The organism is Nocardia sp. NPDC056564 (genome assembly GCF_042793755.1).
Classification (GTDB): Bacteria; Actinomycetota; Actinomycetes; order Mycobacteriales; family Mycobacteriaceae; genus Nocardia.
Genome location: NZ_JBHTUR010000004.1, coordinates 74,452 through 99,126 on the forward strand (window position 1 = coordinate 74,452; position 24,675 = coordinate 99,126).

Genomic DNA, 24,675 nt, shown 5'->3' on the forward strand with positions numbered 1-24,675 from the left:
CAGACCCGGTATGGCGCGGCCGACAACCTAGCAGGGGTTACGCTCGCCGATCTTGACTACGGATAGGACCGCGTCGCCCTCACCGATCAGGACACCCGGTGCGGGGGATTGTGCGACGACGATCCAATTCGCGTCAAGCACCTGCCTGCGCCCTTTTCCAGTGGCATCGGTCGACCTCGAGTACCAGACGCCACTTTCTTGGATCTTGTTCTGTGCCGCCTGCAGGTTCATGCAAACTACGCTCGGCATCGGCGCCCGCACCGCAGGTGCGGGTGGAGGCGCGGATTGCACAGGGGCGGGAGACGGCGGAACCGGCCGTTGGACAGATGTTTTGGGGAGCTCGATAGTTGGCGTGGCAAGGACGGAACTCACCGGCGCCGCAACCGACGTGCTCGCGGCGGCAACCACGGCTTTACCTTTTTCACTGTCCGCCGCGCACCCGGCCGCGGCTACCAAGACCAGCCCGCACATACCCACGACCACCAGCCCGCTTACCGGCGCCCACTTGTTCCGTACGACCAGGCACTCGCGCTGCGCCCCATAGATATTCGAATGCGCCGGTCCATACGAACTCATGTTGTGCCTGCTCCCCGGTAGTGAATGAGAAGGCAAACCTACGCCGAACCACCCACCAGCGGTGTCCATCGATTACTCGACATAGCCCGATAACCACAAAACGCACCCCGTCTAGCTGCGGCGATTTACACATATGGTCGCATAAGAGACCTATTCTGCACGCCACCCCAGATCTGTTATGACGCGTCGATGGACTGTCGAAATTCGGTGTGGCGGCGCAGGTTCGGGGGTCTGGATTGGGTCGGTTCTGGACTGAGAGGGAATCGACGGGGTCGTGATGAGTGTGGTGGGGTTTGTGCTCGAGGGGGTGGATGAGCCTGCGGTCACCGATGTTCCGGCGATGGATGCGGAGGCGGTGATGCGGGCTTAGGGGCAGGTGTTCCGGCGGCGGGTGCCTGCGGAGCACGTGCTGGCGATCCATGCGGAGTGGGAGCTGATCCCGAACCAGCTGTACCTACTGGCGGCCAGGGTCGCGCCGACCCCGCGCGGGACCTTGGGCATGAGCTGGGTGATGCGCAATCAGGTCGACACCTTCATGCCTGCCGCCGCGATCGCCGCACCGGACTTCCACGACCGGCTGGTCGAACTGCTCGGCGGCGATCGCTTCGTGGCCGGTATCTCCTGCCATGACAAGTTGCACGTGGTGCGCGCGGACTCGGGCTGGCTCGGCGACTTGGAGCAGATGGTGTTCGCGGCCGATCACCTCGAGGAGGACCTGGTCCCGACGCTGCTGGCGATCGAGCCCGGGGGTATCCGCATCATCAAACAGAACGGCACACCCCTGATGTGATCCGCTAGCACCCCTCGACGGCGGCCTTGAGATAGCCGGCGGATTGATAGAAGTAGTCGTAGGCCCAGCGCGCGAGGGACAGGCGCGGCTCCGGATCGACGAAGAGAAGCTCTCCGCCCCAGCACTTTCCGAGAATGTAGCGGGCCCGGGAAATGTGCGGGGTGAAGGTGACCACGATGACCCGGCGCCAGCCACCGGCCCGCGCCATGCGGGCGAGTTCACGTCCCTCACCCCGGGTGGTGCGCGGCGACGGATCGAAACACACCACCTCGAAGCTGTAGCCGCCGTGGCAGATTCGATTGATCATCGCGCTGTGCTCGTACGGATTGGAGACCAGGACGCGCGGGGCCAGACCGTCGTGGGCCAGCCGAAGGGCCAGCCGCTCGCGCCCGTCATGCGCCCCACCGAGCACGAGAATGGCGTCGGCGGCGACCGGGGTATCGGTGCGCGGACGGACGTAGACGGGCCACAGCGCGGTCACCGCGACGGCCACCACGAGGACGAGCACGAAGCAGGCCCAACCCCATCGGCGACGTCGCATCCGATCGATGCTAGCGGGATCGGCGCAGGTCAGAACGTCCAGCCCGGTGAATGTCGCCACATGTACACCTACCGTTGCCGTGACCCTTGCCTCGGTGACGCGGGGTGGCCACCGGCGGGGCTTATCAATCGATCATGCGATGCACAGTCTTCGGAACCGGGTACCTCGGGGCCACGCACGCGGCGTGCATGGCCGAGCTCGGGCACGACGTCATCGGGGTGGACGTCGACCCGGGCAAGGTCGCGAAGCTGTCCGATGGCGTGGTGCCGTTCTACGAACCCGGACTCGAGGATGTGCTGCGGCGCAATCTCGACACCGGCAGGCTGCGCTTCACCACCTCCTATGCCGAGGCGGCGGACCATGCCGACGTGCACTTCCTCGGCGTGGGCACGCCGCAGAAGAAGGGCGAGTACGCCGCCGACCTGAAATACGTGCACGCCGTGGTGGACACGCTCGCGCCGATGCTGGAGCGGCCGTCGGTGATCATCGGCAAGTCGACGGTGCCGGTGGGCACGGCCGCCGCGCTCGGCGTCCGGGCCCGGCAGCTGACGCCGGCGGAGGTCGAGGTGGCCTGGAACCCGGAGTTCCTGCGCGAGGGCTTCGCGGTGAAGGACACGCTGCGTCCGGATCGTCTTGTGCTGGGCGTGGATCGGGAGCGCGCGGCATCGGGCTGGGTCGAGGACATGGTGCGCGAGGTCTACGCGGACCTGATCGCCGACGAGGTGCCGTTTCTCCTGACCGATTTGGCCACCGCCGAATTGGTGAAGGTGTCGGCGAATGCCTTTCTGGCAACGAAGATTTCCTTCATCAACGCGGTATCGGAAGTCTGCGAGGCGACCGGCGCCGATGTGACGATGCTGGCCGACGCGCTCGGCTACGACGCGCGCATCGGCCGCCGATTCCTCAATGCCGGACTGGGTTTCGGCGGCGGTTGCCTGCCCAAGGATATTCGGGCGTTCATGGCGCGCTCCGGTGAACTCGGCGCCGACCACGCGGTGGCATTCCTGCGCGAGGTCGACAACATCAACATGCGCCGCCGCACCAAGGTGGTGGACATGGCCGCGCGCGCCTGTGGCGGTTCACTGCTCGGCGCGAATGTCGCGGTGCTCGGCGCGGCGTTCAAACCGGAATCCGACGATGTTCGCGATTCGCCCGCGCTGAATGTGGCGGGCATGATCCAGTTGCACGGCGCAGTAGTGACGGTGTATGACCCTAAGGCGCTGGAGAATTCACGCCGGGTGTTCCCGACGCTGAACTACGCGACCTCGGTCGCGGAGGCGTGTGAGCGAGCCGACGTTGTGCTTGTGCTCACCGAATGGGACGAGTTCACCGCACTGCGGCCGGAGGATTTGAATCGGGTAGTTCGGACAAAGTCGATCATCGACGGGCGGAATTGTCTCAATCGTGCCAACTGGCGAGCGGCCGGATGGGTGTACGCGGGACTCGGTACGCCGTAGAGTTGCGTCGCGAAGGCGGGCCTACGTCGGGATGAATAGTCCTGCCGTATGCACAGACGCTCGTCGACGGTATGGTCCGGGGAGCGGGCCTTCGCGCTGGCTCGCATGTCGTGATGTGTGAACGAGATGGGCAGCTGATGAGTTCGGTATTGGGAGTTTCGGTGGGGGCCGGCGCTGTCCGTATGGCGCGACCACACACCGCGAACCCCCACGGGCACGTCGAGGCGCATTCGTTCGACTTACAGACCATTCCGGTGGGCGAACAGTCCGTCGAGGAACTGGCCGCCGAGGCCATCGGCGTCACGCTGGAGACCACGCCCGGCATCGCCGCGACCGCCATCGCCTACCGCAGCGAGCAGCACGCGCGCGCGGTCCGTGCGGCCATGGCGCGCCAGCAGCTGACCAACTACGAACTGGTCCCCGAGGTCGTCGCCGCGCTCGAATTCGCCCAGTCCACCGGCGATATCCGCGGCATCTCCTCGCTGGTCGTGTACGACCTCGGCAGCTCCGGGCTCACCGTGAGCGTGGTCGACACCCAGTCCCGCGAGGTGCGCCACAGCGAACGCACCAGCGACATCAGCGGCGACTATCTCGATTCGCTGATCCGCGAGCAGCAGATCGCCTCCGGCCGGATCGCGCATCCGCCGGACGCGGCGGGATTGGCCGTGCTGGACGGACTGTGCCGCGAGGCCAAGGAACAGCTGTCCTCGAACACCGCGGTCGCGCTGCCCAGCGAGCAGGGCCTGGTCTTGCTGGCGCAGGAGAACTTCGAGTCGCTGATCATGCTGGCGATCGAGTCCTCGGCGCGGATGGCGCGCGACGTGATCACCCGTTCCGACCGCCCGGTGCACGGCGTGCTCGCGATCGGCGGCTGCGCCCGGATTCCGCTGGTGGCCAGGGTTCTCGAACGGTGGATGGGTGTTCCGGTGATCGTGCCGGAGAGTCCGGAGACGGTCGTCGCCCGCGGCGCCGCGCTGCTGGCCCGGCCGGTGCTGCCGGAACCCGTGGCCGCGCCCACCACGCTGGACCCCGAACTGTCGCCCGCGTGGCTGTCCGCCCCACCGAAGCGCCGCAAGCGCGAGATCAGCGGCGCGGTGCTCACCGTCAGCGCCCTCGCGGTGGTCGCCGCGATCGGACTCGGTCTCGGCTACGGCCCGCAGGTCCTGCAGCGGGATTCCCACAGCGAAGGCTCACCCTCGGCGCCGACCACCACCGCGCCCCGCACCACCAGCCTCGCCCCGCAGATCGCCGTCGCACCCGCGACCCCGACCGAGTCCGCCGCCGAATCGGTCGCCGCACCTCCGCCCCGCCGGCAGACCACCACCGAGCCGCCGCCGCCAGCGCCCGGCCCGAACACCATTGTCGTGCCCGGCCTTCCACCGATCGTGGTGCCGACCATCCCACCCGAGGTGTTCCCCTTCCCACCCCCACGCTGAACACCAGTTGAACAGTCGCCAACCCCGCTGTGCCCTCCACCACAATGAGTACGTCGCACTAAGCTGCGCGTTCCCGCACGCTTTCTGATTTCCCGCACCGAGAATCGCGTGCGAATTCAGGTGCGGGAAATCAGAAAGCGTGCGGCGCGGGGTAGGACCCGAATCAGTTGCGCGCGTGCCGGGCCCGGCGCGGCGCCTCGACGTGGTCACGCTTGCCGAACGGTTTGGCCAGGACGACCGCGATGGCCGTGGTCAGCGGAACCGACAGGGCTAGGGCGATACCGCCGACCGACGAACGGGCGATCTCGATGGCCACCGCGTCCCCGGTCAGCACATCGCGGATAGACCGCCCGGCGACGCTGAACAGCATCAGCAGCGGCAACGCGCCGCCGGCGTAGGCGAGCACCAGGGTGTACACGGTGCTCGCGATGTGGTCCCGCCCGACACGCATGGCCGCGGTGAAAACCTCACGCCGAGTAGCCGACTCGTCGATCGCCGCCAGCTCGAACGCGGCCGACGCCTGCGTGATGGTGACGTCGTTGAGCACACCGAGCGAGCCGATGATGAACCCGGCCAGCAGCAGCCCGGTGATGCTGACGTGCTCGATATAGGTGGCGACGTTGGTGTTCTGCTCCTCGGACAGCCCGGTCAGATGGGTCATCTTGATGGCCACCCAGGACAGCACGGCCGCGACGATCATCGAGGTCAACGTCCCGAGCAACGCCGAACTCGTCCGCAGATTCACCCCGTGCGCGAGGTACAGCACGGCATAGAGAATCAGCGCACCCGAGACCAGCGCGACCGGAATCGCCGGTTTGCCGTCCAGCAGCGCGGGCAGCAGGAACATCACCAGCACCGCGAAGGCGAACACCAGCCCGAGCAGCGCACGCAGGCCGCGCCAGCGCGCCACCACCACGATCACCACGACGAAGACCGCCACGATCAGCAGCAACGGCAGGCCGCGCGAATAGTCCTCGAACGAATACATCGGGGTGCCGCTCGGATCGGCCTGCCGCACCAGCCGGAGCTTGTCACCGGCGTGCAGGTCGGGTTGTCCTGGACCGGGCGGGATTTCGAGCAGCGTCCGGTTGCCCTGGTGCGGCCCGGACTCGATGTCGATCACGCTGCGCTGGCAGGTGTAGGCGTTGACCGGCGGCGCGGTCGGCTTGTCCGCGAACACCTTGCCGATCGAGGGGCTGCCGCACGGTCCGATGTCTTGCAGGACCACCGTGCCCGCCTCGGTCTGCACCGCGCCGCCGCCGGCGTTCTGCATCGGCAGCGGGATGTCGATGTGCTGTTTGCTCGGCCACAGCAGGACCGCGCCGATTAACACGATGACGCCGATGACGGTGAGCAACCCGACGACGACGCGGGCGGCGTTGTCACCGATCGCGATCGGACCGGAGTGATCGTGGTGATGGTGATGCTCGGTCATGGCTGCGCGGGGCTCCTACCCTGTCCGTCGAAAATCGCTGGGTGGTTCCCAGCGGGCAGGAACGGCGGCTGTTCAGCCCGAGTCGGCTGCCCGCAGCAGAGCTTAAAGGATTTCATTTTCAAAAGCGGGGTGGCGACCGGAAAGACGGGCCGGAGTCGGCAAGGAGGCCGGAAAAGGGCTCGGAGGGGGCGGCGGAGAGCAGGGGGATGTCTCCGCCGCCCACAGGCCGGCGGCCCAGGGGGGTAGGCGGCCGAACCCGAGACCGGGTTAACCCAGGGGGGTAGGCAACCCGGCCGGGCACTCGAAAGTGCCGAGTCCTACTGTACACAAAAGTACTTCTAATGCGCTAGCTAGTCTCCAAACTTCGCGTATATCCATACATTCGGTCGGTTTAAGAGCTATAAGCGGGGCGACTCAGACGGTAGGACCGTTCTACAGACTATTGCCGATAGCTCGACAGGAAGTTGCCGAACCGTTCGATGGCCACCGCGAGGTCCCTGGCCCACGGCAGCGTGACGATCCGCAGATGATCATGGTCGGGCCAGTTGAACCCGGTCCCCTGCACCATCAGGATCTTCTCCTGCAACAGCAGATCGAGGATCAGCTTCGAATCGTCATGGATCTCATGAACATTCGGGTCCAGCCTGGGGAACGCGTAGAGCGCGCCCTTCGGCTTCACGCACGACACACCGGGAATCATGTTCAGCCGCTCCCACGCGACGTCGCGCTGCTCCAGCAGTCGCCCGCCGGGCAGGATCAGATCCTCGATGCTCTGGTGCCCGCCGAGCGCGACCTGAATCGCATGCTGCGCAGGCACATTCGGGCACAGCCTGGACGAGGCGAGCAGATCGATGCCCTCCAGCAGACCGGACGCGTGATCCTTCGGGCCGGTGATGGCCAGCCACCCCGCGCGATACCCCGCCACCCGGTAGGCCTTGGACAGCCCGTTGAACGTGAGGCACAACAGATCTGGCGCCACCGAGGCCAGCGAAATGTGCTTGGCGTCGTCGTAGAGGATCTTGTCGTAGATCTCGTCGGCGAGCAGCAGCAGCTGATGCTTGCGCGCGATATCGACGAGTTGCTGGAGAATTTCCGCAGAATATACGGCGCCGGTCGGATTATTCGGATTGATCACCAATAGCGCCTTGGTTTTGTCGGTGATCTTCGATTCGATATCGGCGATGTCGGGCTGCCAGTTGCTGGACTCGTCGCACAGATAGTGCACCGGCGTGCCGCCGGCCAAACTCGTCATCGCGGTCCACAGCGGATAGTCGGGCGCCGGGATCAGCACCTCGTCGCCATTGTCGAGCAGGGCCTGCATGGTGATGGTGATCAGCTCGGAGACGCCGTTGCCGAGGTACACGCTGTCCACGTCGAGTTCCGGGAAGCCAGGCACCAGTTCGTAGCGGGTGACGATGGCCCGCCGGGCGGACAGGATGCCCTTGGATTCGGAGTAGCCCTGCGCATACGGAAGCGCGGCGATGATGTCGCGCATGATCACGTCGGGGGCCTCGAACCCGAACGGGGCCGGGTTGCCGATGTTGAGCTTGAGGATCCGGTGGCCCTCTGCCTCCAGCCGTGCCGCCTGCGCGTGTACCGGTCCACGAATCTCGTAGACGACATTCTGCAGCTTCGTGGACTGCTCCAGAACGCGCGGCGGGCGATGCGGTAGATGACTTGGGCTCACCCGTCCTATGGTGCCACCCGTCGCAACCGGATATAGCCCCGCTCGGTACCAATTGCCCGCATTTCACCGGCACAACGCACGCGTGTCGGGCGTCTTGCCTGCCATTGTGATGAGGACCTCAGGAAGCGGGGTTGCCGGGTGGTATCCCTTTCGCGGCCGTCGCGCCGCAGAATTCCTCGATTCGCTCGTCCAGGGAGCGCGCCTCGATCACGTCCCGGAAGTCCGGGCCGGCGATTCGGCGGCGCACCCCGGTCAATCGCTCCTCCAGCGGGGCGATGCGTTTGTCCTCGGCGAGGCCGAGCACGGGGCTCAGCGCTTCGGCCGCGCCCTCCAGGCTGCCGTTGATCAGGTGCGCGGCCGCGCAATCCACGCGCGCCAGCGACTCGGCGCCGTACGACCGCTGCTCGGACGGGCCGCTCGAGTACAGCTCGATGGCCCGCTGCGTGGCCGCGAGCGCGGGTGCCGCGAGCCCGAGGTGAATGTAGGTCGCGCCGGCGTAGTACTGGGCCTTCGCCGCGTTGAAGCCGAACACGCCGCCCACCTCGTCGTGCAGGGTGTCGGTCCCGGCCACCTCGCGGGCGTCGTCGGCGGCGCGGATGCAGCGGTCGGCCTCGGCCGAACTGCCGAGCTTCGACCAGATCCGGGCCTCGATATTGAGCAACCGCACCTTTGCCGTCGCCGATTCCGCGAACTCCTGGCCGCTCTGCGCCAGCAGCACCCCGCGCCGCGGTCGTTCCGACCAGTATTCGATGAGCGCGTGCATGCCCCGGGTCCACGCCCGTAACCCGTTGTGCTCGCACAATTCCGAGTAGGCCCAGGCCGCTCTGATCTGTTCGCCCGCCGCGTCGTAGTAACCGAGGTCGGTACTGGCATTGGCGAGCAGACCCGACAGGGTGCCTGCCACCAGGTACAGGTGGCTGGTATCCGCCGGGCGCTGGTGGCCCTCCAGCAGCCGGTAGACCCGGCGCCGCACCCGCAACATCTCGACCATCATGGGCACCGGGGGGACATGCACATAGTCGTTCGCGATGCGGGTCACATCGGCGTCGAGCTGTTCCAAGGTGGTCGCACCCACATTCGTGCTCTCCGCCTGGCCGGCGTGCTCGCTGGCCTCATGGGCAGCCGCCATGATCAGATCCCTCTCCGAAATCTCTGCTAACGCATCACCTCTCATCGCACCGGCGTCTATGAGAGCCAAAAGGTCCGCGTCGCTCGAATATTGGGCGCGCGCCGAGGAATCGGCGGGCGCGTCGAACTCCGGTGCGGTCGGTCGATCGGCCACCGGCTGATCGACCATTGCCGCAAACCGTGCTCGCACAACATCGTCCGACCTGGCCAGGGAAGTATCGAGAGCGGCTTGGTTGATCGGACGTGGATGGACCCGGACGCCGCCGGCCTCCCACTTCGACACCAGGCGTTCGTGCACCCCGAGATGGGCCGCGAACTGCCGGATGCTCATGCGTTTGGCATCGCGAAGGGCACGGGCCTCTTTACCTGACCATTGCCGGACCACGATGTCATCCCTTCCGAACGAACTCTTTCCCAGGGTACGAGGGGTTTGTGAGCACGGCCACATACGAAATAGAGCTGGTATCAGAGACATCCGAAACGACACCGCTTCCCAGAGGCAGCGGAAGGGCAGCAGAAGGCGGGCGTGCGGGCAATACCGCATCGGGCCTGTGCCCTGGACCCTGGAGAGCGGGAGGCAAGGAGTTCGCCGTGAATGTGGAGAAACTCAGGACTGTCGACGATTGGGTGGCGTTCTACCGGCATGAGTTCGGGCTACCGGTAGCGGAGCGTGGCGGGTTCGTCATGCTGCCGATCACCAGCCGCGTCTGCGTCGTCCACTTGCCGACCGCCCGTGCCGAAAAAGTGCGGGACGCACTGGATCAGCAAGGGACCAGGGGGCCCATGCTGGCCAGGCAGATCCGGTGGAGCTTTCTCGCCGAACCGGACAGCCGGCCGGGATCGCAGGTATTAGAGGTGCTCAATCGTCTCGATATCGGCATTCCCGCCATCGGCAGTGCCGTGATGTTGCCGACCGGCCTCGGACGGTGGACCCGGGAAGGGTGCTTCTGGGTATCCCCGCCGAGACGCGGCGACACGCTGCCACCGCTATCCGTCATCATCACGACGGCGCTGGCGGTGGGAGCGGGTGGCGGGGACTGATCACGCGCCGCGATCGGTTCCCGTTGCCGCCCGGTGCCGGACCGGGCCGAGTCCGCCCCTTTTTTCGGCAGTCGACGGGGCGGACTCGGACCGGTGTCACTCGGCCGGTCCGATCCCCTTCCGCACGCTGGAGCGAGCCACGGCGAGGAAGTCGCTTTAGTGTGGAGCGATGGGGAGCGATCGGTTGAGCGACCTGCGTGGGACGTACCAGGTGCGTGCGCACCAGGTCGTCCCCGCGCCGGCCGCCGCCTTCGCCGGCCTGGCTGTGGTGCGCTGCTTCGGGTTCGACGTGCTGGAGCCGGAACCGGTGCGGCGCAGGAAGATTCCGGGCGGGACGGTGAAGATCGTGTTCGCGCTGGAGGGCACCTTCGAGGGGCGCAGCCTGGATCCCACCGCGCTGGTCGTCGGGTTACACGACCGGGCGGGGACGGCCGGGCATGCCGGGCGGATGCGCAGCGTGCAGGTGCAACTCGACCCGCTGGCCGCGCGGCGGTTGCTCGGGGTGCCGATGGACGAATTGCGCAACGGGGCGGTGGAACTCACGCAGCTGCACGGGCCGGCGGTGCGGCGGCTGACCGAACGGCTCGCCGAGACACCCACCTGGGGTGAACGATTCACGCTGGTGGCCGACTATTTCCGGGCACGATCCGGCGACGACAGTGCGGACCGGGCGATCACGCACGCGGTCCAGGAATTGCGGCGGTCTCGCGGGATGCTGCCGATCGCCGCGCTCGCCGCCGAAACCGGTTGGAGCGCAAGGCATTTCCGGCGGCGATTTGCCGACCAGGTCGGACTGCCGCCGAAGGACTACGGTTCACTGCTGCGCTTCTCGGCGGCGCTCACCGCGTTGACGAACGATCCCCGGCGCGACATATGCCGTCTCGCCGGCGATTTCGGCTACTACGACCAATCGCATCTGATCCGGGATTTCCGCCGCTTCGCCGGGGCGCCACCGGGCAGGCTGCTCGGCTGAGCATGTCCTATTCGTCCAATACCGCGGCGATCGGCGCGCCGTAGCGTTCCTCGCACCCCGACCGCGAAGGAACACCCACGATGTCCGCTGCACCGATCACCGTGCGGGTGGCCGCCCTCGGCATTGCCATCCACGCGATCAACCATGTTCTCGTCCTGGCGTTCTCGCCGTTCAGCTGGAACGTCGGCACCGTCTTCCATCTCATCCACGCGCCGCTCTACGCCGCGCTGGTGTGGCCGGTCCTGCTCGGCAAGAACTGGGCGCGGATCCTCATCACGTTTTTCCTCGGCGGACAGTTCGTCGGCCGGTTCGTGGTGTGGGTCATATTTCCCAGCGCCGGCGCACATCTGGCGTTGATCGGCGGATGGGCGCTCTCGATCGTCGTGCTCACCATGCTGTGGGCGCCGAGTTCGAGCCGGCGGCACTTTCGGCGGGTACCCACCCGGGCGGATACGCCGGCGGCCGCGGAAGTGACCGAGTAACAGCCACTCTCGCCGAACCGGCTACCGCGATTCCGCGGCGTCCACCACCTCGGCGGGCAACGGGAAGTTCAGGTACGACTTCGACGGCGTCGGACCGCGTTGCCCCTGGTACTTCGAGCCCGCGATGGCGCTGCCGTACGGGTGCTCGGCCGGGCTGGTCAGCCGGAGCAGGCACAGCTGGCCGATCTTCATGCCGGGCCACAGAGTGATCGGCAGGTTCGCCACGTTCGACAGCTCGAGCGTGATGTGGCCGCTGAAGCCGGGATCGATGAAACCGGCGGTCGAGTGGGTCAGCAGGCCGAGCCGGCCCAGACTCGACTTGCCTTCGAGGCGGCCGGCCAGATCGTCCGGCAGCGAGCACACCTCGAGCGTGGAGCCGAGCACGAACTCGCCGGGGTGCAGCACGAACGGCTCGCCGGGCGCGGGCTCGACCAGGCTGGTCAGCTCGTCCTGGCGTTGCGCGGGATCGATATGGGTGTAGCGGGAGTTGTCGAACACCCGGAACATCCCGTCCAACCGCACGTCGATGCTCGACGGCTGGATCAGGCTCTCCAGGAGCGGCTCGACGCCGAGACGCCCAGCGGCGATCTCCGCACGGATGTCACGATCGGAAAGCAGCACGCCGAGCAGCGTAGCGCCTGCTCGTGCGCGCTCGGCAGGCGCTACGCGGGTGCCCGCCGTTTCGGCGCGCGACGAGTCAGCGAGGCCGATACTCTCGCATTCGTTCGGGCGCTGGGGCCCGCGACCGAAGGGATCAGCACATGACCGAGGCAGCACTGTTCGATCTGACCGGCCACGTGTCCGTCGTCACCGGCGGCAATTCCGGCATCGGCCTCGGCTTCGCCCGCGGACTCGCGCGAGCCGGCGCCGACGTCTGCATCGTCGGCCGCAACTCCGAACGCAATGCCGATGCCGCCGAGATCCTGCGGGCCCACGGTGGCCGGGTGCTCGCGCTGTCCTGCGATGTCGGCGACGAGCAACAGGTGATCGACACCATCGCCCGCGCCGCCGACGAGCTCGGCCGCATCGATTCGTGCTTCGTCAATGCCGGCGTGCCCCAGGGTGTCACGCCGTTCCTGGAGATGGAGCTCGCCGAATTCCGCAGGATCACCTCGATCAACCTCGACGCCGCGTTCGTCACGCTGCGCGAGGCCGCGAAGGTGATGGTGGCGCAGGGCGACGGCGGCAGCCTCGTCGGCACCGCCAGTCTCGCTGCCCGGCAGGGCGTTCCGCGCGGGCAGGGGTACGCGGCGAGCAAGGCCGGGCTGATCGCCGTCATGAACTCCATCGCCGTCGAACTCGGCAAGCACGGCATCCGAGCCAACTCGGTGCTGCCCGGATGGGTCGAAACCCCCATGACCGACGGCATTTTCGGGTGGGACCGGTTCCGCGATCGGGTGCAGCCGCGCATCCCCGCGAAGCGCTGGGGACGGCCGACCGACTTCGAATCGGTCGCGGTGTACCTGGCGAGCCCGGCCAGCTCGTACCACACCGGCGACACCCTGCTGATCGACGGCGGTTACAGCATGTTCTGACGCGCGGGTCGCGGTCCTCAGCCAATCCTCAGCGTCGGGATGGGATCGTGGGATGGGTGACCACGAATCCCCCACCGGGCCGGAGCTGGAACCTGGTCCACGTCCTCGCCGTGCCGGCCGCGTCGCTGGCCGTTTTCGCCGTCGGAGTGACCGCTAACGTCATCGGGAAGGACGGACTCACCGCGATCGACACCCCGGTCGCGAACTGGGCCGTCGCGCATCGCAACGGCACGCTGACACCGCTGGCGAAAATGGTCAGCAACCTCGGCGGCACCGTCGCGATGACCATCCTGGCGACGGTCGCCGTCATCGCCTTCGCCCTGCGCGGATACCGCCGGGAGGCAGCGGTGGTCACCGTCGCCGGCCTCGGCGCCTGGGTGCTGGTGGACGGCGGCAAGAACTTGATCGCCCGGCCGCGGCCGCCGATCGTCGATCACGTCGTGGTCAAGACCAATTTCGCCTACCCGTCCGGGCACAGCCTCGGTTCGATCGTGGTGATCGGCATCCTCGCCGTCCTGCTGATCCCGCGGCTACGGCGCCCGGCCGCCCGCTGGATCGCGGCCGGCGCCGCCGCCGTATTCGTTGCCGCGGTGGGGCTTTCCCGGATCTACCTCGGGGTTCACTGGTCCACCGATGTGCTCGGCGGCTGGTCGCTCGGCGCGCTCTGGGTCATCCTCTGCTTCGGCGCCTACCGATACCTCGCGCAACGGCGGGAATTGGTCGCTGTTGGTCGCTAGCCGTGCGAGATTCCAGCCGGTGCGCCGGGTGCCGAACACGGCGCCCGCACCGTTAGCCTTCACGCTCGTGCCTGCACCCATCCCACGCCCTGATCACCTCTGCGCGGTCGTCTTCGACTGGCGGGGCACCCTCGTTTCGGAACTGACCCCGCAAGGCTGGGCCCGCGAGGCGCTACGCCGGATCGACCGCGACGACAGCGACGAGGCGGTCAGCGCGCTCCTGCGCGATATCCGGACGGCGGCGGGCGAACCGAACCGGCTTCAGTCCCCGCACGGCAACACCAGCTACGAACGGCACAAAGCGACCTTCGACGCGGTGTTCGCCGACGCCGGGCTCGACCCGCGCCTCGCCGAGGAACTGTTCGCGGTGGATTCCGATCCGGCCTACAACACGTTCGCCGTTGACGCGGCCGACACCATCGCCGCGCTGCGCGACCACGGTTGCAAGATCGGCATTCTGAGCAACATTCACTTCGATATCCGCCCCGAGTTCGCCGAAGCGGGATTGCTTACATCGATCGACGCCTTCGTGCTGTCGGGCGAGCGTGGAATCCAGAAGCCCGATCCCGCGATCTTCGAACTGATGCTGAAGGAGCTCGGCACCCCCGCGGAGCACACCCTCATGGTCGGCGACCGTTTCACCCGCGATGGGGCGGCGGCCGTCATCGGAATGCCGACGCTGCTCGTTCCCGCACTGACCGACCATGAAAAGCGTCAGCTCCATCTGGTGACGAACACCGTCGGGCTCCCGCAGGGCCGGTCTGTCCAGGCCGTCGGCTGATTCATCGAATAATGTCTTGGCGTAGCGTGGGTTTCACGGTGCCCCGCCGGAGTTCGTCGAGGAGGGCATGGTCGTGGTGGACGGGTTGGTCGAGCACGGGTTCGAGGGGGTTCGTGCGGCGTTCGCGCAGGCGCAGAGCGGTGACGAGGGTGCGGCGCAGCTGTGTGTCTATCGGCACGGGCGGGTTGTCGCCGACCTGTGGACCGGGCAGGACCCGGAGTCCGGGATGACGTGGGACGGGGACTCGCTGTCGGTGCTGATGTCGGTGTCGAAGGGGGTGACGGCGACCTGTGTGCACATGTTGATCGAGCGGGGGCAACTCGAGCTGTCGGCGCCGGTGCGCGAGTACTGGCCGGAGTTCGCGGCGGGCGGTAAAGCCGACGTCACCGTCGCCGATCTGCTGGCGCACCGGGCGGGCCTGCCCGGCTTCGACCCGGCGGCCGGCATCGGGGCCCAGGAGCTGACGGACTGGGCGCTGTGCGCGGACACGCTCGCCGCGATGACTCCGCTGTGGCAGCCCGGCACCGCGTTCTACTACCACTCCATCACCTGGGGTTATCTGGCCGGCGAGCTGATCCGGCGGGTCAGCGGCAAGGGCGTCGGCGACTTTCTCGCCGCTGAAATCGCCGGTCCGCTCGGACTGAGCCTGTGGATCGGGCTGCCGGAAGCCGAGGAGCATCGCGTCGTTCCGCAGTTCAGCCGCAAGGTGCAGCCGACCGCTGAGCAAGTGGCATCGGTACTGGCCAACATCGGGATCGACGTCGAAGCACCCTTGATTCGCACCCTCCTCGCGACCGTGGAGACCCGGGAAGCCGGTGTCGCGCTGCTCAATACCCGCGAGGGGCACGCGGCCGAGGTCCCGGCGGGCAACGCGATCGCCAACGCTCGCTCTCTGGCCCGCCTGTATGCCGCGACAATCGGCGAGGTCGACGGCGTCCGCCTGCTCGCCCCCGACTCCGTCGACCGAGCCCGCCAACCACAGACCGACGGCCTTCGCGGCCCCGCACCCCTGGACATCCTGCCGATAACCCACCGCTTCGCCAACGGCTACGAAATCACCGGCCCCGCCCACGCCATGCTCGGCGACGGCTCCTTCGGCCACGTCGGCACCGGCGGCCGCCTCAGCTTCGCCCACCCCGAATCCGGCACCGCCGTCGCCTACACCTGCACCAACATGATCTGGGAAGACGTCCCCGGCCCCGACCCCCGCTGGTTGCCCTGGATCGCGGCGCTACAGGAGGCAATCGCCTGATCAGGAAAGTTTCACTCGGTCGAGGATGGACTCGAGCAGTGGCTGCTGGGCATCGCAACTGGCGGTCGAGGTGTCATCCAGGTCGACTGCCCGCTTGGACGTGGCCGGAGCAACCGTCACGCTCAAGCGGGCATCGGTGTAGAAAACGGAGGCGTTGCAGACGCCGCCCTTTTCCTCGGTGACCAGCACCGACCTTCCACCGACAGCCATCGCGCGCACGGTCGGCAGCATGTTCGGCTCCATCCGCGCCACCGGCGAGCCCGCGCCATAGTTCCGATCGATCAGGCTCACCGTCACGTAATCGCCCCAGCGACAACCAATGCTGTCCACATCCGCGGCCGCGGTCTTGGTCCGATCCACGCGTTGCGGCGCCGTCACCTCACCACTCGACGTGAAAGACAATGCGGCCACCTGCGCGGTCGCGACCAGTGAACACGGATCTATCGCACGCCAATCATGCTCCGCTGCAACATCTTTGCCGCAGCCCGGCAGCATCGAACACATCGTCAAGAGACCCACGCCCCAGGCAATCCGCTGCATCGATCAACCCCCACGTCGTCGTAGTACAAGTCCGGGCGTGCGGCGATGCGACTGCCCCCTCCGGCCGGAGCCTACGGTCGGCCGCACTTGGGCCGCAAGGGCGGCTGGGTGGCACGCTTGTTCGCGGCCCCCTCGCGCTATGCGCCGTATCCGCCGTCGATTCGCAGCACTGCGCCGGTGACATAGGACGCCTGCGGGCTGGCGAGGAAGACAACGCCTGCGGCGATCTCCTCCGGCCTGCCGTATCGCCCCAGCGCCGTCGTCGGCAGGAACGCGGCCGCGGCCGGGCCGTCGGCGGGGTTCATCTCGGTGTCGACGAATCCGGACTGGATGACGTTGACGGTGATGCCGCGGTGGGCCAGATCGCGGGCCGCGCCCCGGCTGTAGCCCTCGAGCGCCGACTTGGTGCCCGCGTAGTCGGTCATCCCGGGGAAGCCCACCCGTGTCCCCACACCCGAACTGATACTGACGATCCGCCCGCCATCGGGCAGCAGCGGAAACGCCGCCCGGATCGCGGCCACCACACTGGTGTAGTTGATGGCGAGCTGACGGTCGAAGGCGGACTCGTCGGCGTCCTCGCCGTCGATCGGGGCGGCGACGGTGACGCCCGCGTTGTTGACCAGTATGTCCAGCTTTCCGAACCGCTGGACCACGCTGTGGATCAGGCCCGCCGCCTGCGCCGCGTCCGACTGGTCGGCCCGGAACGCCGCCGCGCGCACCCCCTTTGCCTCCAGCTCGGCGACCACCTTGTCGGCCTGATCCGCCGAGGCCGAGTAGCTGATCGCGACGTCGGCTCCCTCATCGGCCAGCGCCAGCGCCGACGCCGCCCCGATCCCCCGCGACCCACCGGTCACGATCGCCACCTTGTTGTCCAACTTGCCCATGCGCTTCCTGCTTTCCTAGGTGCCACGTGCCGCGGAGTTTTTGACCGCACGGTCCACCATAGGCAGTAATGGACTGTGCGGTCAAGAACCTCTATCCTGGATCTCATGGCACGTCCACGAGCATTCGACGAGAAGCAGGTCCTGAACGCCGTCCGGGAGCAGTTCTGGGACGCCGGTTACGCCGCGACCTCGCTGGAAGACCTGATGCGGGTCAGCGGGTTGGGCAAAGGCAGCCTCTACGCGGCGTTCGGCGACAAACGCCAACTCTTCCTCCGGGCACTGCACAGCTACACCGACGACAGCCATGACCACCTCCGGCAGGCCCTCGCCGAGGCTCCGCGGGCCGTGGACGCCTTACGCATGCTCCTCGAAGCACCGATCGACGCCGATACGCGGCGCGGCTGCCTGATGGCCAACAGCACCTGCGAACTCGGCAATGCCGATCCGGAGGTGCTCGCCCACGCCCACCGCACCTACGAGACGTCCACCGCGCTGATCGGCGACTGTGTTGCCCGCGCCCAACGCGAGGGCGACCTGCCTGCCGCAGCGGATCCGACAGCACTGGCGCGGGCACTCCTGGCCGCGCAACAAGGGATCGTTTTCATGGGCCGGACCGGGTTGGACACAGCCACACTCACAGCCACCGCACGATCGCTCGCGGCGCAACTCCTGCCGAACCCCTCCGGCGACCGAACCGACAGTCGCTGACGGACTTTTCGCATTTCGAGACCTGCCCACCCGGTGTCCGACATCTGGATCCAATGGGTCGGGACCGGCACGGCCCCAGGGTTGGACCAGGCTCGATCCGGACCGACCGAGAGGGAAGTTGACCGACGCAGTGGCGGGTCTGATAGGCTCGCGGACGCGCTGACGCGCAGGCCGATGTAGTTCAATGGTAGAACTTCTGCTTCCCAAGCAGACAGCGCGGGTTCGATTCCCGTCATCGGCTCTTGGTAGCGAAAGCCCTGGCCAGGGTTCCTGGTGCGGGGCTTTTTCTTTGCCTTGGGCCGGGTGCGCAGTACCGGAGGGGGAGGTGGGGTGGCTCGGTGGGGGGATGTGGGCGCGGGTGAGGTGGGCCGACGATCTGGGGCATGTTTCGTCGCACTGTAGTGGTTGTGGGGTTGGCCGCCGGGCTCGGTTCGGGAGTGTTGGCCGGATGTACGTCGGAAGGTACGCCGGGTGCTTCGCTGAGTTGGCAACCGTGCCTGGAGAACGCTGAATTCGATTGCGGGACAGTCACTGTGCCGATCGATTGGGGGCGGCCGGAGGGGGAGACGATCGAGGTCGCGGTGGTGCGGGATCGGGCTGACGATCCGGCGAAGAAGGTGGGGACGTTGATTTCGTTGCCGGGTGGGCCGGGATCGTCGGGGGTGGACGAGATCCTCAGAGGGGGAAAGTTTTCCGCGGAGCTGCGGGGGCGGTTCGATGTCGTCAGTATCGATCCGCGCGGGGTGAAGCGGAGTCATCCGGTGCAGTGTGACGCGGGGCTGGTCAAGTATCGGCCCAACCTGATTCCGGAGCTGGGCGGGCGGATCGATGAAGTGCATTCGTATGCAAGGGATCTCGCGGCGAGCTGCCGGCAGTACACGGGTCCGCTGCTGGATCACCTCGATGCGGTGAGCATCGCGCGCGATGTCGAGGCGGTGCGATCGGCGCTCGGGGTGGACCAGATCAGCACGTACAGCCGGTCTTACGGGACGATGCCCGCGCAGGCGTACGCCGAACTGTTCCCGAAACACCTGCGCGCCATGCTGTTGGACAGCGTGGACGATCACAGCCTGGACGGACGCGCCTTCCTGGCCAGCGAAGCACGCGCGGGCAAGGACACTTTCGGCGAGTTCGCGGCGTGGTGCGCGCGGGATACGCAGTGCGCGCTGCACGGGATGGCCGCCGATCAGGTCTTCGGCGATGTGTACGCCAAGGCCGCGCGCGGCGAGTTGCGCGATCCGAGCGATGCGAGCAAGCCGCTCGGCGTGTTCGACCTGAACGCACAGATCATCCAGCGCCTCTACCGTCCCGAATGGTCCCGCCTCGCAACGGATCTGCGCGCGCTGACCGACCAACCCGCAGGCAGCCCACTGCCGCCCGCAACGGCACAACCGCAAGGCAAACCCGCGCCGATGCCGGAGATCACCGCCTGCTCGGACTGGCGCTTCGACATCGCGGACCAGGACCAGTGGACCCGGCTGTGGCGCGAACAGAACGCCAACTCCGCGCCGCTACGCGCCCATTTCGCTTGGGGCGCAGGCTCGTTGTGCTCCGGCTGGCCGATCCCGCCGGCCAACCCGGCGCATCGCCCGCGGATCGTGGACGGGCCGCCGGTGCTCATCATCAACTCGCTGCACGACCCGGCGACCCCGCACGAATGGGCGGAGGGCGTCGCGAAGAACACGCCCAACGCGACCCTCCTGACCTACGAAGGTTGGGGGCACGGCGTCTACGACCGCTCGCCGTGCACGACCACCGCCGCCGATCAGTACCTCATCGATCTCACGATCCCGCAAACCCGCTGCCCCGCAGCCTGATCGAGGTTCGCGCTACAGCGAGACCACCAGCCGCCAGAGCGAGGTGACTTCGGCGCCTCGCGCGGCATGCAGCGGGTCGGCGGCATCGCGCGCCCGCGGATGCCGCGGCGTCGTATCGATCCTGTCGATGACGTGCAATCCGGCCGAGTCGATCATGGCGAGCAGGTCGTCCCGGGTCCGCAAGCCGAGGTGTTCGGCCAGATCGGACAGGATCAACCAGCCTTCACCGGCCGGCTCGAGCCGGTCGGCCAGACCAGCAAGGAAATCGCGCAGCATGGCACTGTCCCGGTCGTACACCCCGTGCTCGAGCGCGGACGTCGGCCGGGCGGGCAACCACGGCGGGTTACAGACGATGAGGTCGGCGCGGCCTTCCGGAAAGAGGGTGGGGCCGACGATGTCGACGGTTCCGGCCAGGCCCAGCCGATCGACGTTCTCGCGCGCACAGGCCAGCGCACGCGGACTGTCGTCGGTCCCGACAACGCGCCCGACACCGCGACGAGCCAGCACCGCCGCCAGCACCCCGGTGCCGGTACCGAGGTCGAACGCGGTGCGGTGGGTCGCCGGAAGCGTCGTGCGCGCGACCAGGTCGACGTATTCGCCGCGAATCGGCGAGAACACGCCATAGTGCGGGTGGATATGCGCGTCCAGGAACGGGATCCGCACGCCCTTTTCCCGCCACTGGGCCGCGCCGAGCACACCGAGCAACTCGGTGAACGCGATGAGCATGGGCTCGCCGGACGCGCCGTACACGTCGTCACACGCTTTACGCACATCGGGCGCGCGACGCAGCGCGAGCGCGTGATCACCCTCGAGCTGAACCAGCAGCTTCCCGAGTACCCGTGCACGATGATTGCGCGCCCTGCGCTGCGACCGGAACGATTCGGCCGGACTATCGCCCGGTCCGGGCGCTTTCCGGTCGACGCGGCGGCTCATCGCCTGCAGCAGTTGTCGTCCGTTGTGATAGTCACCGCGCCACAGCAGCGCCGTGCCCTCACAGGCCAGGCGGTACGCCGTCTCGGCGGTCATCCGGTCGTCGGCGACCGTGATCCGGGCCGGCATCGGCACGGCGCTTTCGGAATGCCAGGGGGCGGTTCGGACAGTATCGGCTTCGGTCCAGGTCAACATGGACATCGGCGACTCCTCGTGATCGAGCAGGCAGGGGCACGGAGTGCACCGCGACGAGGAGTTGTGCAGGTCGAGAGTTCCTACCGCGTCGCAGTGCGCGAGGAAACGTCACCGAGAACCATGCCCAATGTCATGACCGACCCTTCCGAATAGATGCATTTCAGTTTCGCACAGCCGTCGAGAACCGCCACGACCAGGGCCGATCAAACCCAGGATTCAGCCGGCGAGCTCCCTTGCCTCCGCGTCCAGCCGACGGAATCGACTGCCGTGGAACACGAGTGGATCGACATCGGTGCGAGTGGCGATGCGATGGATGCGCAGGATGACGACCGCGTGGTCGCCCGCGGGCACCTGCGCCTCCGGCACGCCCTCGATCCACGCGGACGCACCGTCGATGAAGACCGCCTCACCGGTCCCCCGGTGCAGCGTGGTACCGCGGAACCGGTCGCCGTCGCGCGCACCGAGCGTCCGCGCGGCCTCCTGTTGGTCGGTGCCGAGCAGGCTCAGGCCGAGGTGACCGGCGGCGGCCAGCTTGGGCCAGGTGGCAGACGAATTCTGCACGCAGAACGACACCAGCGGCGGATCCAGCGACACCGGCACGAACGTGCTCACCGCGAGACCGTGTGGCGTGCCGTCGATTTCGGCGCATACCGCGACCACGCCGCTGGGAAAGTTGGCGAAGGCGCTGCGTAGTCCGCTGCCGTCCGCGGGAAACTCGAAGAGCTCATGCATGATTCGGCACCCCCGCGGTGACGGCGAGCGCCTGCGCGACGGAGCGCCAGCGGTCGCTGTAGCGATCGATCGCGCCGTCTTCCTGGAAGGTGCGATCCGACAGGTACAGACCGGGCAGCGCCGCGGTGGCGCCCAACTCGACCAGGACCGGCTTGAGCAGCAGGTCCGGCGCAAGCGCGTGCACCGGTCCCGCGCCGAGCATCACCGGAACCCCGAGCACGCCGGCCAGTCCGGTACCGCCGTCGAACTGCTCGAGGAACAGTTTCAACAACCCGGTGTAGGTCGCCTTGAAGGTGGGGCTCGCGAAAACGACCAGCTCCGAATCGGATACGGTGCGCACCGCCGCCGCGACCGCCGGATCACCCCAGCCGAGCAGGGCGGCGCCGAAGTCGACCAGGTCGATCACGGTGGGCTCGACCTCGGGGCGCAACCCCTTCGCGACCAGTGTGGCCGCCGTCAGGGTGCGCGAGGCGGGCTTCGGGTTGCCTACTACGACCGTCACTGTCACTGTTCGTATCCTTTTCGATCACTTGCTGTTTCGACCGGCATCCCGGTCAGATCACGCCGTGCAACGGTGGCGCGGTACCGTGCAACAGCGCACGGCCGAGATGCTGGTACTTCCATCGGATCGGATCGTGCAGGGTATGTGTCCTCGCGTTGCGCCAGAAGTGATGCAGGTTGAGCTCCGCTGCGGCACTCCGTGTTCCGCCCACCTCGAACAGCGCACTTGACACCTCGATGGCCGCTCGGTCGGCAAGCACCTTCGCCGCGGCAACCGCCAGCGATGCCCGACCGGCGGCATTCTCCTGTTCGCTGTCTTCCACTGTGCCACGCGATTCGAATCCGGCAAGCCCCTGTTCGGGGGGTTGCGCAACGCCCACGGTGGCCGCGTCGACGGCGATACCGGCGGCGGTGAGGGTCGCCTCGGCGGCGGTCACCGCGACGGACAGCTCGCCGAACCGCTGGATCACCAGGGGGTCGTCGACGGCGTTCGTCACCTTCGCCTCGAACCACGGGCGGCTCGACGTGCGCACGAACTCCGTTGCCGCGCTGAGCGCGCCCCTGGCGATCCCGGCATCGATGGCGGTGTGCAGCAATTGCGCGAACGCGCCGTAACCGGTGGGCGCCTGCACCGCGGCCGAACGGCGGATCAACTGATCCCGCTCGACCAGCACCTCCTCGAACACGACGGTGCCGCTGCCGGTGGTGCGCTGGCCGACGCCGTTCCAGTCATCGATGATCCGCACACCCGCGGAATCGGCAGGCAGATAGGCGATGTACTCCCCCGGCTCCAGTCCGCTGCTCCCGTCGGGATCATCCAACCTGGTCAGCACGGCGAGCAGATTCGCGAACAGCGAACCGGTGCAATAGAACTTGCGTCCGTCGACGCGGAACCGATTCCCGGCGGGGCGGACCGTGGTGGCGATGTCGGCGATCGTCGCGCCGCCGCGCTCGGACTGCGCGTTGGCGATCCGCCCGCCGTCGAGCACCTGCGCGAAGTACCGCTTGCGCTGTTCGGCGGTGCCGGCCAGGCGCACCAGATTCACGTAAACGAAGTGACTGTGCGGAATCTGGGCGATATTCGGATCGGCGGCCGCGAGGATGCGCACCACCTCCGCCACCGCGCTCGGCGGCAGGTCCGCGCCGCCGTACTCGGCGGGCACGGTGATGGCGAGCAGCCCGCTGGCCGCGAGCCGCCGCACCTGCTCGTTCGGCAGTATCCGGTCACGGTCGCGGGCGGCCGCACCCGATGCGAACTCGGCCGCCAGCTGCTCCGCTACCGAAAACGCTTGCGTCGCCGAGGTAATCCGATCGGCGGCGAACGCGACGACCCCGGAGGGTGACCACGCTGAAGCCCGGGAGCGCCGCCCATCGGCGACGGTCATCAGCCGACCGCCGCGACCGGCCGTCGCGCGGCCTCCAACTCCCGAACCAGCGGAAGCACTTTCGCACCGAAGTACTCGACCTCCTCCTGAAAGTGCAGGAAGCCGCCGAGAATCAGGTCGACGCCGAGCTCCCGGTAGGCGACGATGCGCTCGGCGACCTGTTCCGGCGTGCCGATCAGCTTGGTGCGGAACCCGTCGTTGTATTGCACGAGATCCTCGAACGACGAGTCGGCCCACATGCCCTTGCGATCCTTGGTGGACGCGCCGGCCTGCTGCACCGCGTCCCGGAACCCTTCCACCGCCGGCTTGTTCGCCTTCTCGACGATCTCGCGCAGGGTGTCCTGCGCCTCCTTCTCGGTGTCGCGGGCGATGATGAAACCGTTCAGGCCGAACTTCACCTCGCGCTTGTTCGCCCTGGCGACCTCGCGCAGGTCGTCGAGCTGCTCGGTGACGCCGTCGAAGTCCTTGCCGTTGGAGAAGTACCAGTCGGCGTAGCGGCCGCCGTTGCGCCGGGCGGCGGTCGAGTTACCGCCTTGGAACAGTTCGGGATTCGGGCGCTCGGGGGTGTTGAGCGGCTTCGGCTTCAGCGTGAAGTCACGGATCCGGTAGAAGTCGCCGCCGTAGTTGACGTCGTCCTCGGTCCAGATCTTGCGGATCACCTCGAGGAATTCGGCGCTGCGCCGGTACCGTTCGTCGTGCTCCAGCCACGGCTCGCCGAGCGCGGTGAATTCGCCCGCGAACCAACCGGATACGACATTGATGGCGAAGCGGCCGTTGGACAGGTGGTCGGCGGTGGCGCCGAACTTCGCCAGTACCGCCGGGTGCCAGAGGCCGGGGTGGATGGCCGCGATCACCTTCAGCCGCTCGGTCGCGCCGAGCAGCGCGAGGCTGAACGAGGTCGATTCGTGCTGGAACTCGGCGCCGTAGGAAGCGGTGTAACGCACCTGGGACAACGCGTAGTCGAAGCCGTTGTTCTCCGCGGTCTGCGCCAGTTTCTTGTTGTACTCGAAATCCCAGCCGGTGCGCTGTTCGATATCGCTGGTAACCAGACCCCCGCTGACATTGGGCACCCAGTAGGCGAATTTGATCTCTTCGGCAATCTGCTCCGTGGTCATTGTGTGCTCCATGGGGT

Annotated in this window: 25 protein-coding genes and 1 tRNA gene; 13 read left to right on the forward strand and 13 right to left on the reverse strand. The window is 67.4% G+C overall.

Going from position 1 to position 24,675, the window contains the following annotated elements:
* Window positions 1-27 precede the first annotated feature (27 nt).
* A complete protein-coding gene (locus tag ACFQ9K_RS11665; protein ID WP_378725928.1) occupies window positions 28-231 on the reverse strand; it encodes a calcium-binding protein in 204 nt (67 codons plus the stop codon).
* A 736-nt stretch (window positions 232-967) separates the two neighbouring features.
* Here ACFQ9K_RS11665 and ACFQ9K_RS11670 point away from each other — a divergent pair.
* On the forward strand, window positions 968-1,366 hold the full coding sequence (locus ACFQ9K_RS11670; RefSeq protein WP_378725926.1) for a hypothetical protein: 399 nt from the start codon (window positions 968-970) through the stop codon (window positions 1,364-1,366).
* A 4-nt stretch (window positions 1,367-1,370) separates the two neighbouring features.
* On the opposite strand, the gene ACFQ9K_RS11675 is transcribed toward ACFQ9K_RS11670, so the two are convergent.
* The gene (locus ACFQ9K_RS11675; protein WP_378725924.1) at window positions 1,371-1,907 is read right to left on the reverse strand and encodes a YdcF family protein; all 537 of its coding nucleotides are present in this window, start codon (window positions 1,905-1,907) and stop codon (window positions 1,371-1,373) included.
* A gap of 134 nt (window positions 1,908-2,041) precedes the next feature.
* Here ACFQ9K_RS11675 and ACFQ9K_RS11680 point away from each other — a divergent pair, with 134 nt between their 5' ends.
* Together ACFQ9K_RS11680 and ACFQ9K_RS11685 are read left to right on the forward strand one after the other, a co-directional pair.
* Entirely contained in the window at window positions 2,042-3,364 is a 1,323-nt protein-coding gene (locus ACFQ9K_RS11680; RefSeq protein ID WP_378725922.1) for a UDP-glucose dehydrogenase family protein, read from the forward strand.
* Between the two features lie 182 nt (window positions 3,365-3,546).
* Entirely contained in the window at window positions 3,547-4,800 is a 1,254-nt protein-coding gene (locus tag ACFQ9K_RS11685; protein WP_378725919.1) for an Hsp70 family protein, read from the forward strand.
* 163 nt (window positions 4,801-4,963) lie between these two features.
* On the opposite strand, the gene ACFQ9K_RS11690 is transcribed toward ACFQ9K_RS11685, so the two are convergent.
* From ACFQ9K_RS11690 to ACFQ9K_RS11700, 3 genes are all read right to left on the reverse strand, one after another.
* Window positions 4,964-6,235 (reverse strand): YibE/F family protein, encoded by a 1,272-nt coding sequence (locus ACFQ9K_RS11690; protein ID WP_378722885.1) that lies wholly within the window; start codon window positions 6,233-6,235, stop codon window positions 4,964-4,966.
* 439 nt (window positions 6,236-6,674) lie between these two features.
* Entirely contained in the window at window positions 6,675-7,931 is a 1,257-nt protein-coding gene (locus ACFQ9K_RS11695) for a pyridoxal phosphate-dependent aminotransferase (protein ID WP_378722910.1), read from the reverse strand.
* 109 nt (window positions 7,932-8,040) lie between these two features.
* The gene (locus tag ACFQ9K_RS11700) at window positions 8,041-9,051 is read right to left on the reverse strand and encodes an XRE family transcriptional regulator (RefSeq protein WP_378722887.1); all 1,011 of its coding nucleotides are present in this window, start codon (window positions 9,049-9,051) and stop codon (window positions 8,041-8,043) included.
* 590 nt (window positions 9,052-9,641) lie between these two features.
* Between ACFQ9K_RS11700 and ACFQ9K_RS11705 the strand changes: the two genes are divergently transcribed.
* The 3 genes from ACFQ9K_RS11705 (at window position 9,642) to ACFQ9K_RS11715 (ending at window position 11,546) form a co-directional block, all read left to right on the forward strand.
* A complete protein-coding gene (locus ACFQ9K_RS11705; RefSeq protein WP_378722888.1) occupies window positions 9,642-10,091 on the forward strand; it encodes a hypothetical protein in 450 nt (149 codons plus the stop codon).
* Window positions 10,092-10,260: 169 nt separating this feature from the next.
* Window positions 10,261-11,064, forward strand: a complete 804-nt coding sequence (locus ACFQ9K_RS11710; RefSeq protein WP_378722889.1) for a helix-turn-helix domain-containing protein — start codon at window positions 10,261-10,263, stop codon at window positions 11,062-11,064.
* Between the two features lie 80 nt (window positions 11,065-11,144).
* A complete protein-coding gene (locus ACFQ9K_RS11715) occupies window positions 11,145-11,546 on the forward strand; it encodes a hypothetical protein (protein ID WP_378722890.1) in 402 nt (133 codons plus the stop codon).
* Between the two features lie 21 nt (window positions 11,547-11,567).
* Here the strand turns inward: ACFQ9K_RS11715 and dcd are convergent, their stop codons facing one another.
* The gene (dcd, locus tag ACFQ9K_RS11720; protein ID WP_150400135.1) at window positions 11,568-12,167 is read right to left on the reverse strand and encodes a dCTP deaminase; all 600 of its coding nucleotides are present in this window, start codon (window positions 12,165-12,167) and stop codon (window positions 11,568-11,570) included.
* Between the two features lie 140 nt (window positions 12,168-12,307).
* Between dcd and ACFQ9K_RS11725 the strand changes: the two genes are divergently transcribed.
* The 4 genes from ACFQ9K_RS11725 to ACFQ9K_RS11740 all read left to right on the forward strand — a co-directional run bounded on the left by ACFQ9K_RS11725 (window position 12,308) and on the right by ACFQ9K_RS11740 (window position 15,851).
* Complete coding sequence (locus ACFQ9K_RS11725; RefSeq protein WP_378722892.1) at window positions 12,308-13,081, forward strand: SDR family NAD(P)-dependent oxidoreductase; 774 nt, start codon at window positions 12,308-12,310, stop codon at window positions 13,079-13,081.
* Window positions 13,082-13,137: 56 nt separating this feature from the next.
* Complete coding sequence (locus tag ACFQ9K_RS11730) at window positions 13,138-13,818, forward strand: phosphatase PAP2 family protein (protein WP_378722893.1); 681 nt, start codon at window positions 13,138-13,140, stop codon at window positions 13,816-13,818.
* 67 nt (window positions 13,819-13,885) lie between these two features.
* The gene (locus tag ACFQ9K_RS11735) at window positions 13,886-14,599 is read left to right on the forward strand and encodes an HAD family hydrolase (protein WP_378722895.1); all 714 of its coding nucleotides are present in this window, start codon (window positions 13,886-13,888) and stop codon (window positions 14,597-14,599) included.
* Between the two features lie 67 nt (window positions 14,600-14,666).
* The gene (locus ACFQ9K_RS11740) at window positions 14,667-15,851 is read left to right on the forward strand and encodes a serine hydrolase domain-containing protein (protein ID WP_378722896.1); all 1,185 of its coding nucleotides are present in this window, start codon (window positions 14,667-14,669) and stop codon (window positions 15,849-15,851) included.
* Here ACFQ9K_RS11740 and ACFQ9K_RS11745 read toward each other — a convergent pair whose 3' ends face one another.
* Together ACFQ9K_RS11745 and ACFQ9K_RS11750 are read right to left on the reverse strand one after the other, a co-directional pair.
* Window positions 15,852-16,391, reverse strand: coding sequence for a hypothetical protein (locus ACFQ9K_RS11745; RefSeq protein ID WP_378722897.1), 540 nt, complete (start codon window positions 16,389-16,391; stop codon window positions 15,852-15,854).
* A gap of 137 nt (window positions 16,392-16,528) precedes the next feature.
* Window positions 16,529-17,275, reverse strand: a complete 747-nt coding sequence (locus ACFQ9K_RS11750; protein ID WP_378722898.1) for an SDR family NAD(P)-dependent oxidoreductase — start codon at window positions 17,273-17,275, stop codon at window positions 16,529-16,531.
* Window positions 17,276-17,380: 105 nt separating this feature from the next.
* Between ACFQ9K_RS11750 and ACFQ9K_RS11755 the strand changes: the two genes are divergently transcribed.
* From ACFQ9K_RS11755 to ACFQ9K_RS11765, 3 genes are all read left to right on the forward strand, one after another.
* Window positions 17,381-17,983 carry a TetR/AcrR family transcriptional regulator gene (locus ACFQ9K_RS11755; RefSeq protein ID WP_378722899.1) on the forward strand — a complete coding sequence of 201 codons (603 nt, stop codon included), beginning with the start codon at window positions 17,381-17,383 and terminating at the stop codon, window positions 17,981-17,983.
* A gap of 170 nt (window positions 17,984-18,153) precedes the next feature.
* Window positions 18,154-18,224 (forward strand) — tRNA-Gly (locus ACFQ9K_RS11760).
* 292 nt (window positions 18,225-18,516) lie between these two features.
* Complete coding sequence (locus ACFQ9K_RS11765) at window positions 18,517-19,800, forward strand: alpha/beta hydrolase (RefSeq protein ID WP_378722900.1); 1,284 nt, start codon at window positions 18,517-18,519, stop codon at window positions 19,798-19,800.
* Window positions 19,801-19,812: 12 nt separating this feature from the next.
* Here ACFQ9K_RS11765 and ACFQ9K_RS11770 read toward each other — a convergent pair whose 3' ends face one another.
* The 5 genes from ACFQ9K_RS11770 to sfnG all read right to left on the reverse strand — a co-directional run bounded on the left by ACFQ9K_RS11770 (window position 19,813) and on the right by sfnG (window position 24,658).
* Window positions 19,813-20,931: a methyltransferase gene (locus ACFQ9K_RS11770; RefSeq protein WP_378722901.1), complete on the reverse strand. Its 1,119-nt coding sequence runs from the start codon at window positions 20,929-20,931 to the stop codon at window positions 19,813-19,815.
* A gap of 210 nt (window positions 20,932-21,141) precedes the next feature.
* The gene (locus tag ACFQ9K_RS11775) at window positions 21,142-21,657 is read right to left on the reverse strand and encodes a flavin reductase family protein (RefSeq protein WP_378722903.1); all 516 of its coding nucleotides are present in this window, start codon (window positions 21,655-21,657) and stop codon (window positions 21,142-21,144) included.
* Complete coding sequence (locus tag ACFQ9K_RS11780; protein WP_378722904.1) at window positions 21,650-22,165, reverse strand: NADPH-dependent FMN reductase; 516 nt, start codon at window positions 22,163-22,165, stop codon at window positions 21,650-21,652. The genes ACFQ9K_RS11775 and ACFQ9K_RS11780 overlap by 8 nt, the downstream gene beginning before the upstream one ends.
* A gap of 46 nt (window positions 22,166-22,211) precedes the next feature.
* The gene (locus tag ACFQ9K_RS11785; RefSeq protein WP_378722905.1) at window positions 22,212-23,543 is read right to left on the reverse strand and encodes an SfnB family sulfur acquisition oxidoreductase; all 1,332 of its coding nucleotides are present in this window, start codon (window positions 23,541-23,543) and stop codon (window positions 22,212-22,214) included.
* Complete coding sequence (sfnG, locus tag ACFQ9K_RS11790; protein WP_378722907.1) at window positions 23,543-24,658, reverse strand: dimethylsulfone monooxygenase SfnG; 1,116 nt, start codon at window positions 24,656-24,658, stop codon at window positions 23,543-23,545. Before sfnG ends, ACFQ9K_RS11785 begins: the two co-directional genes overlap by 1 nt.
* Window positions 24,659-24,675: the final 17 nt, after the last annotated feature.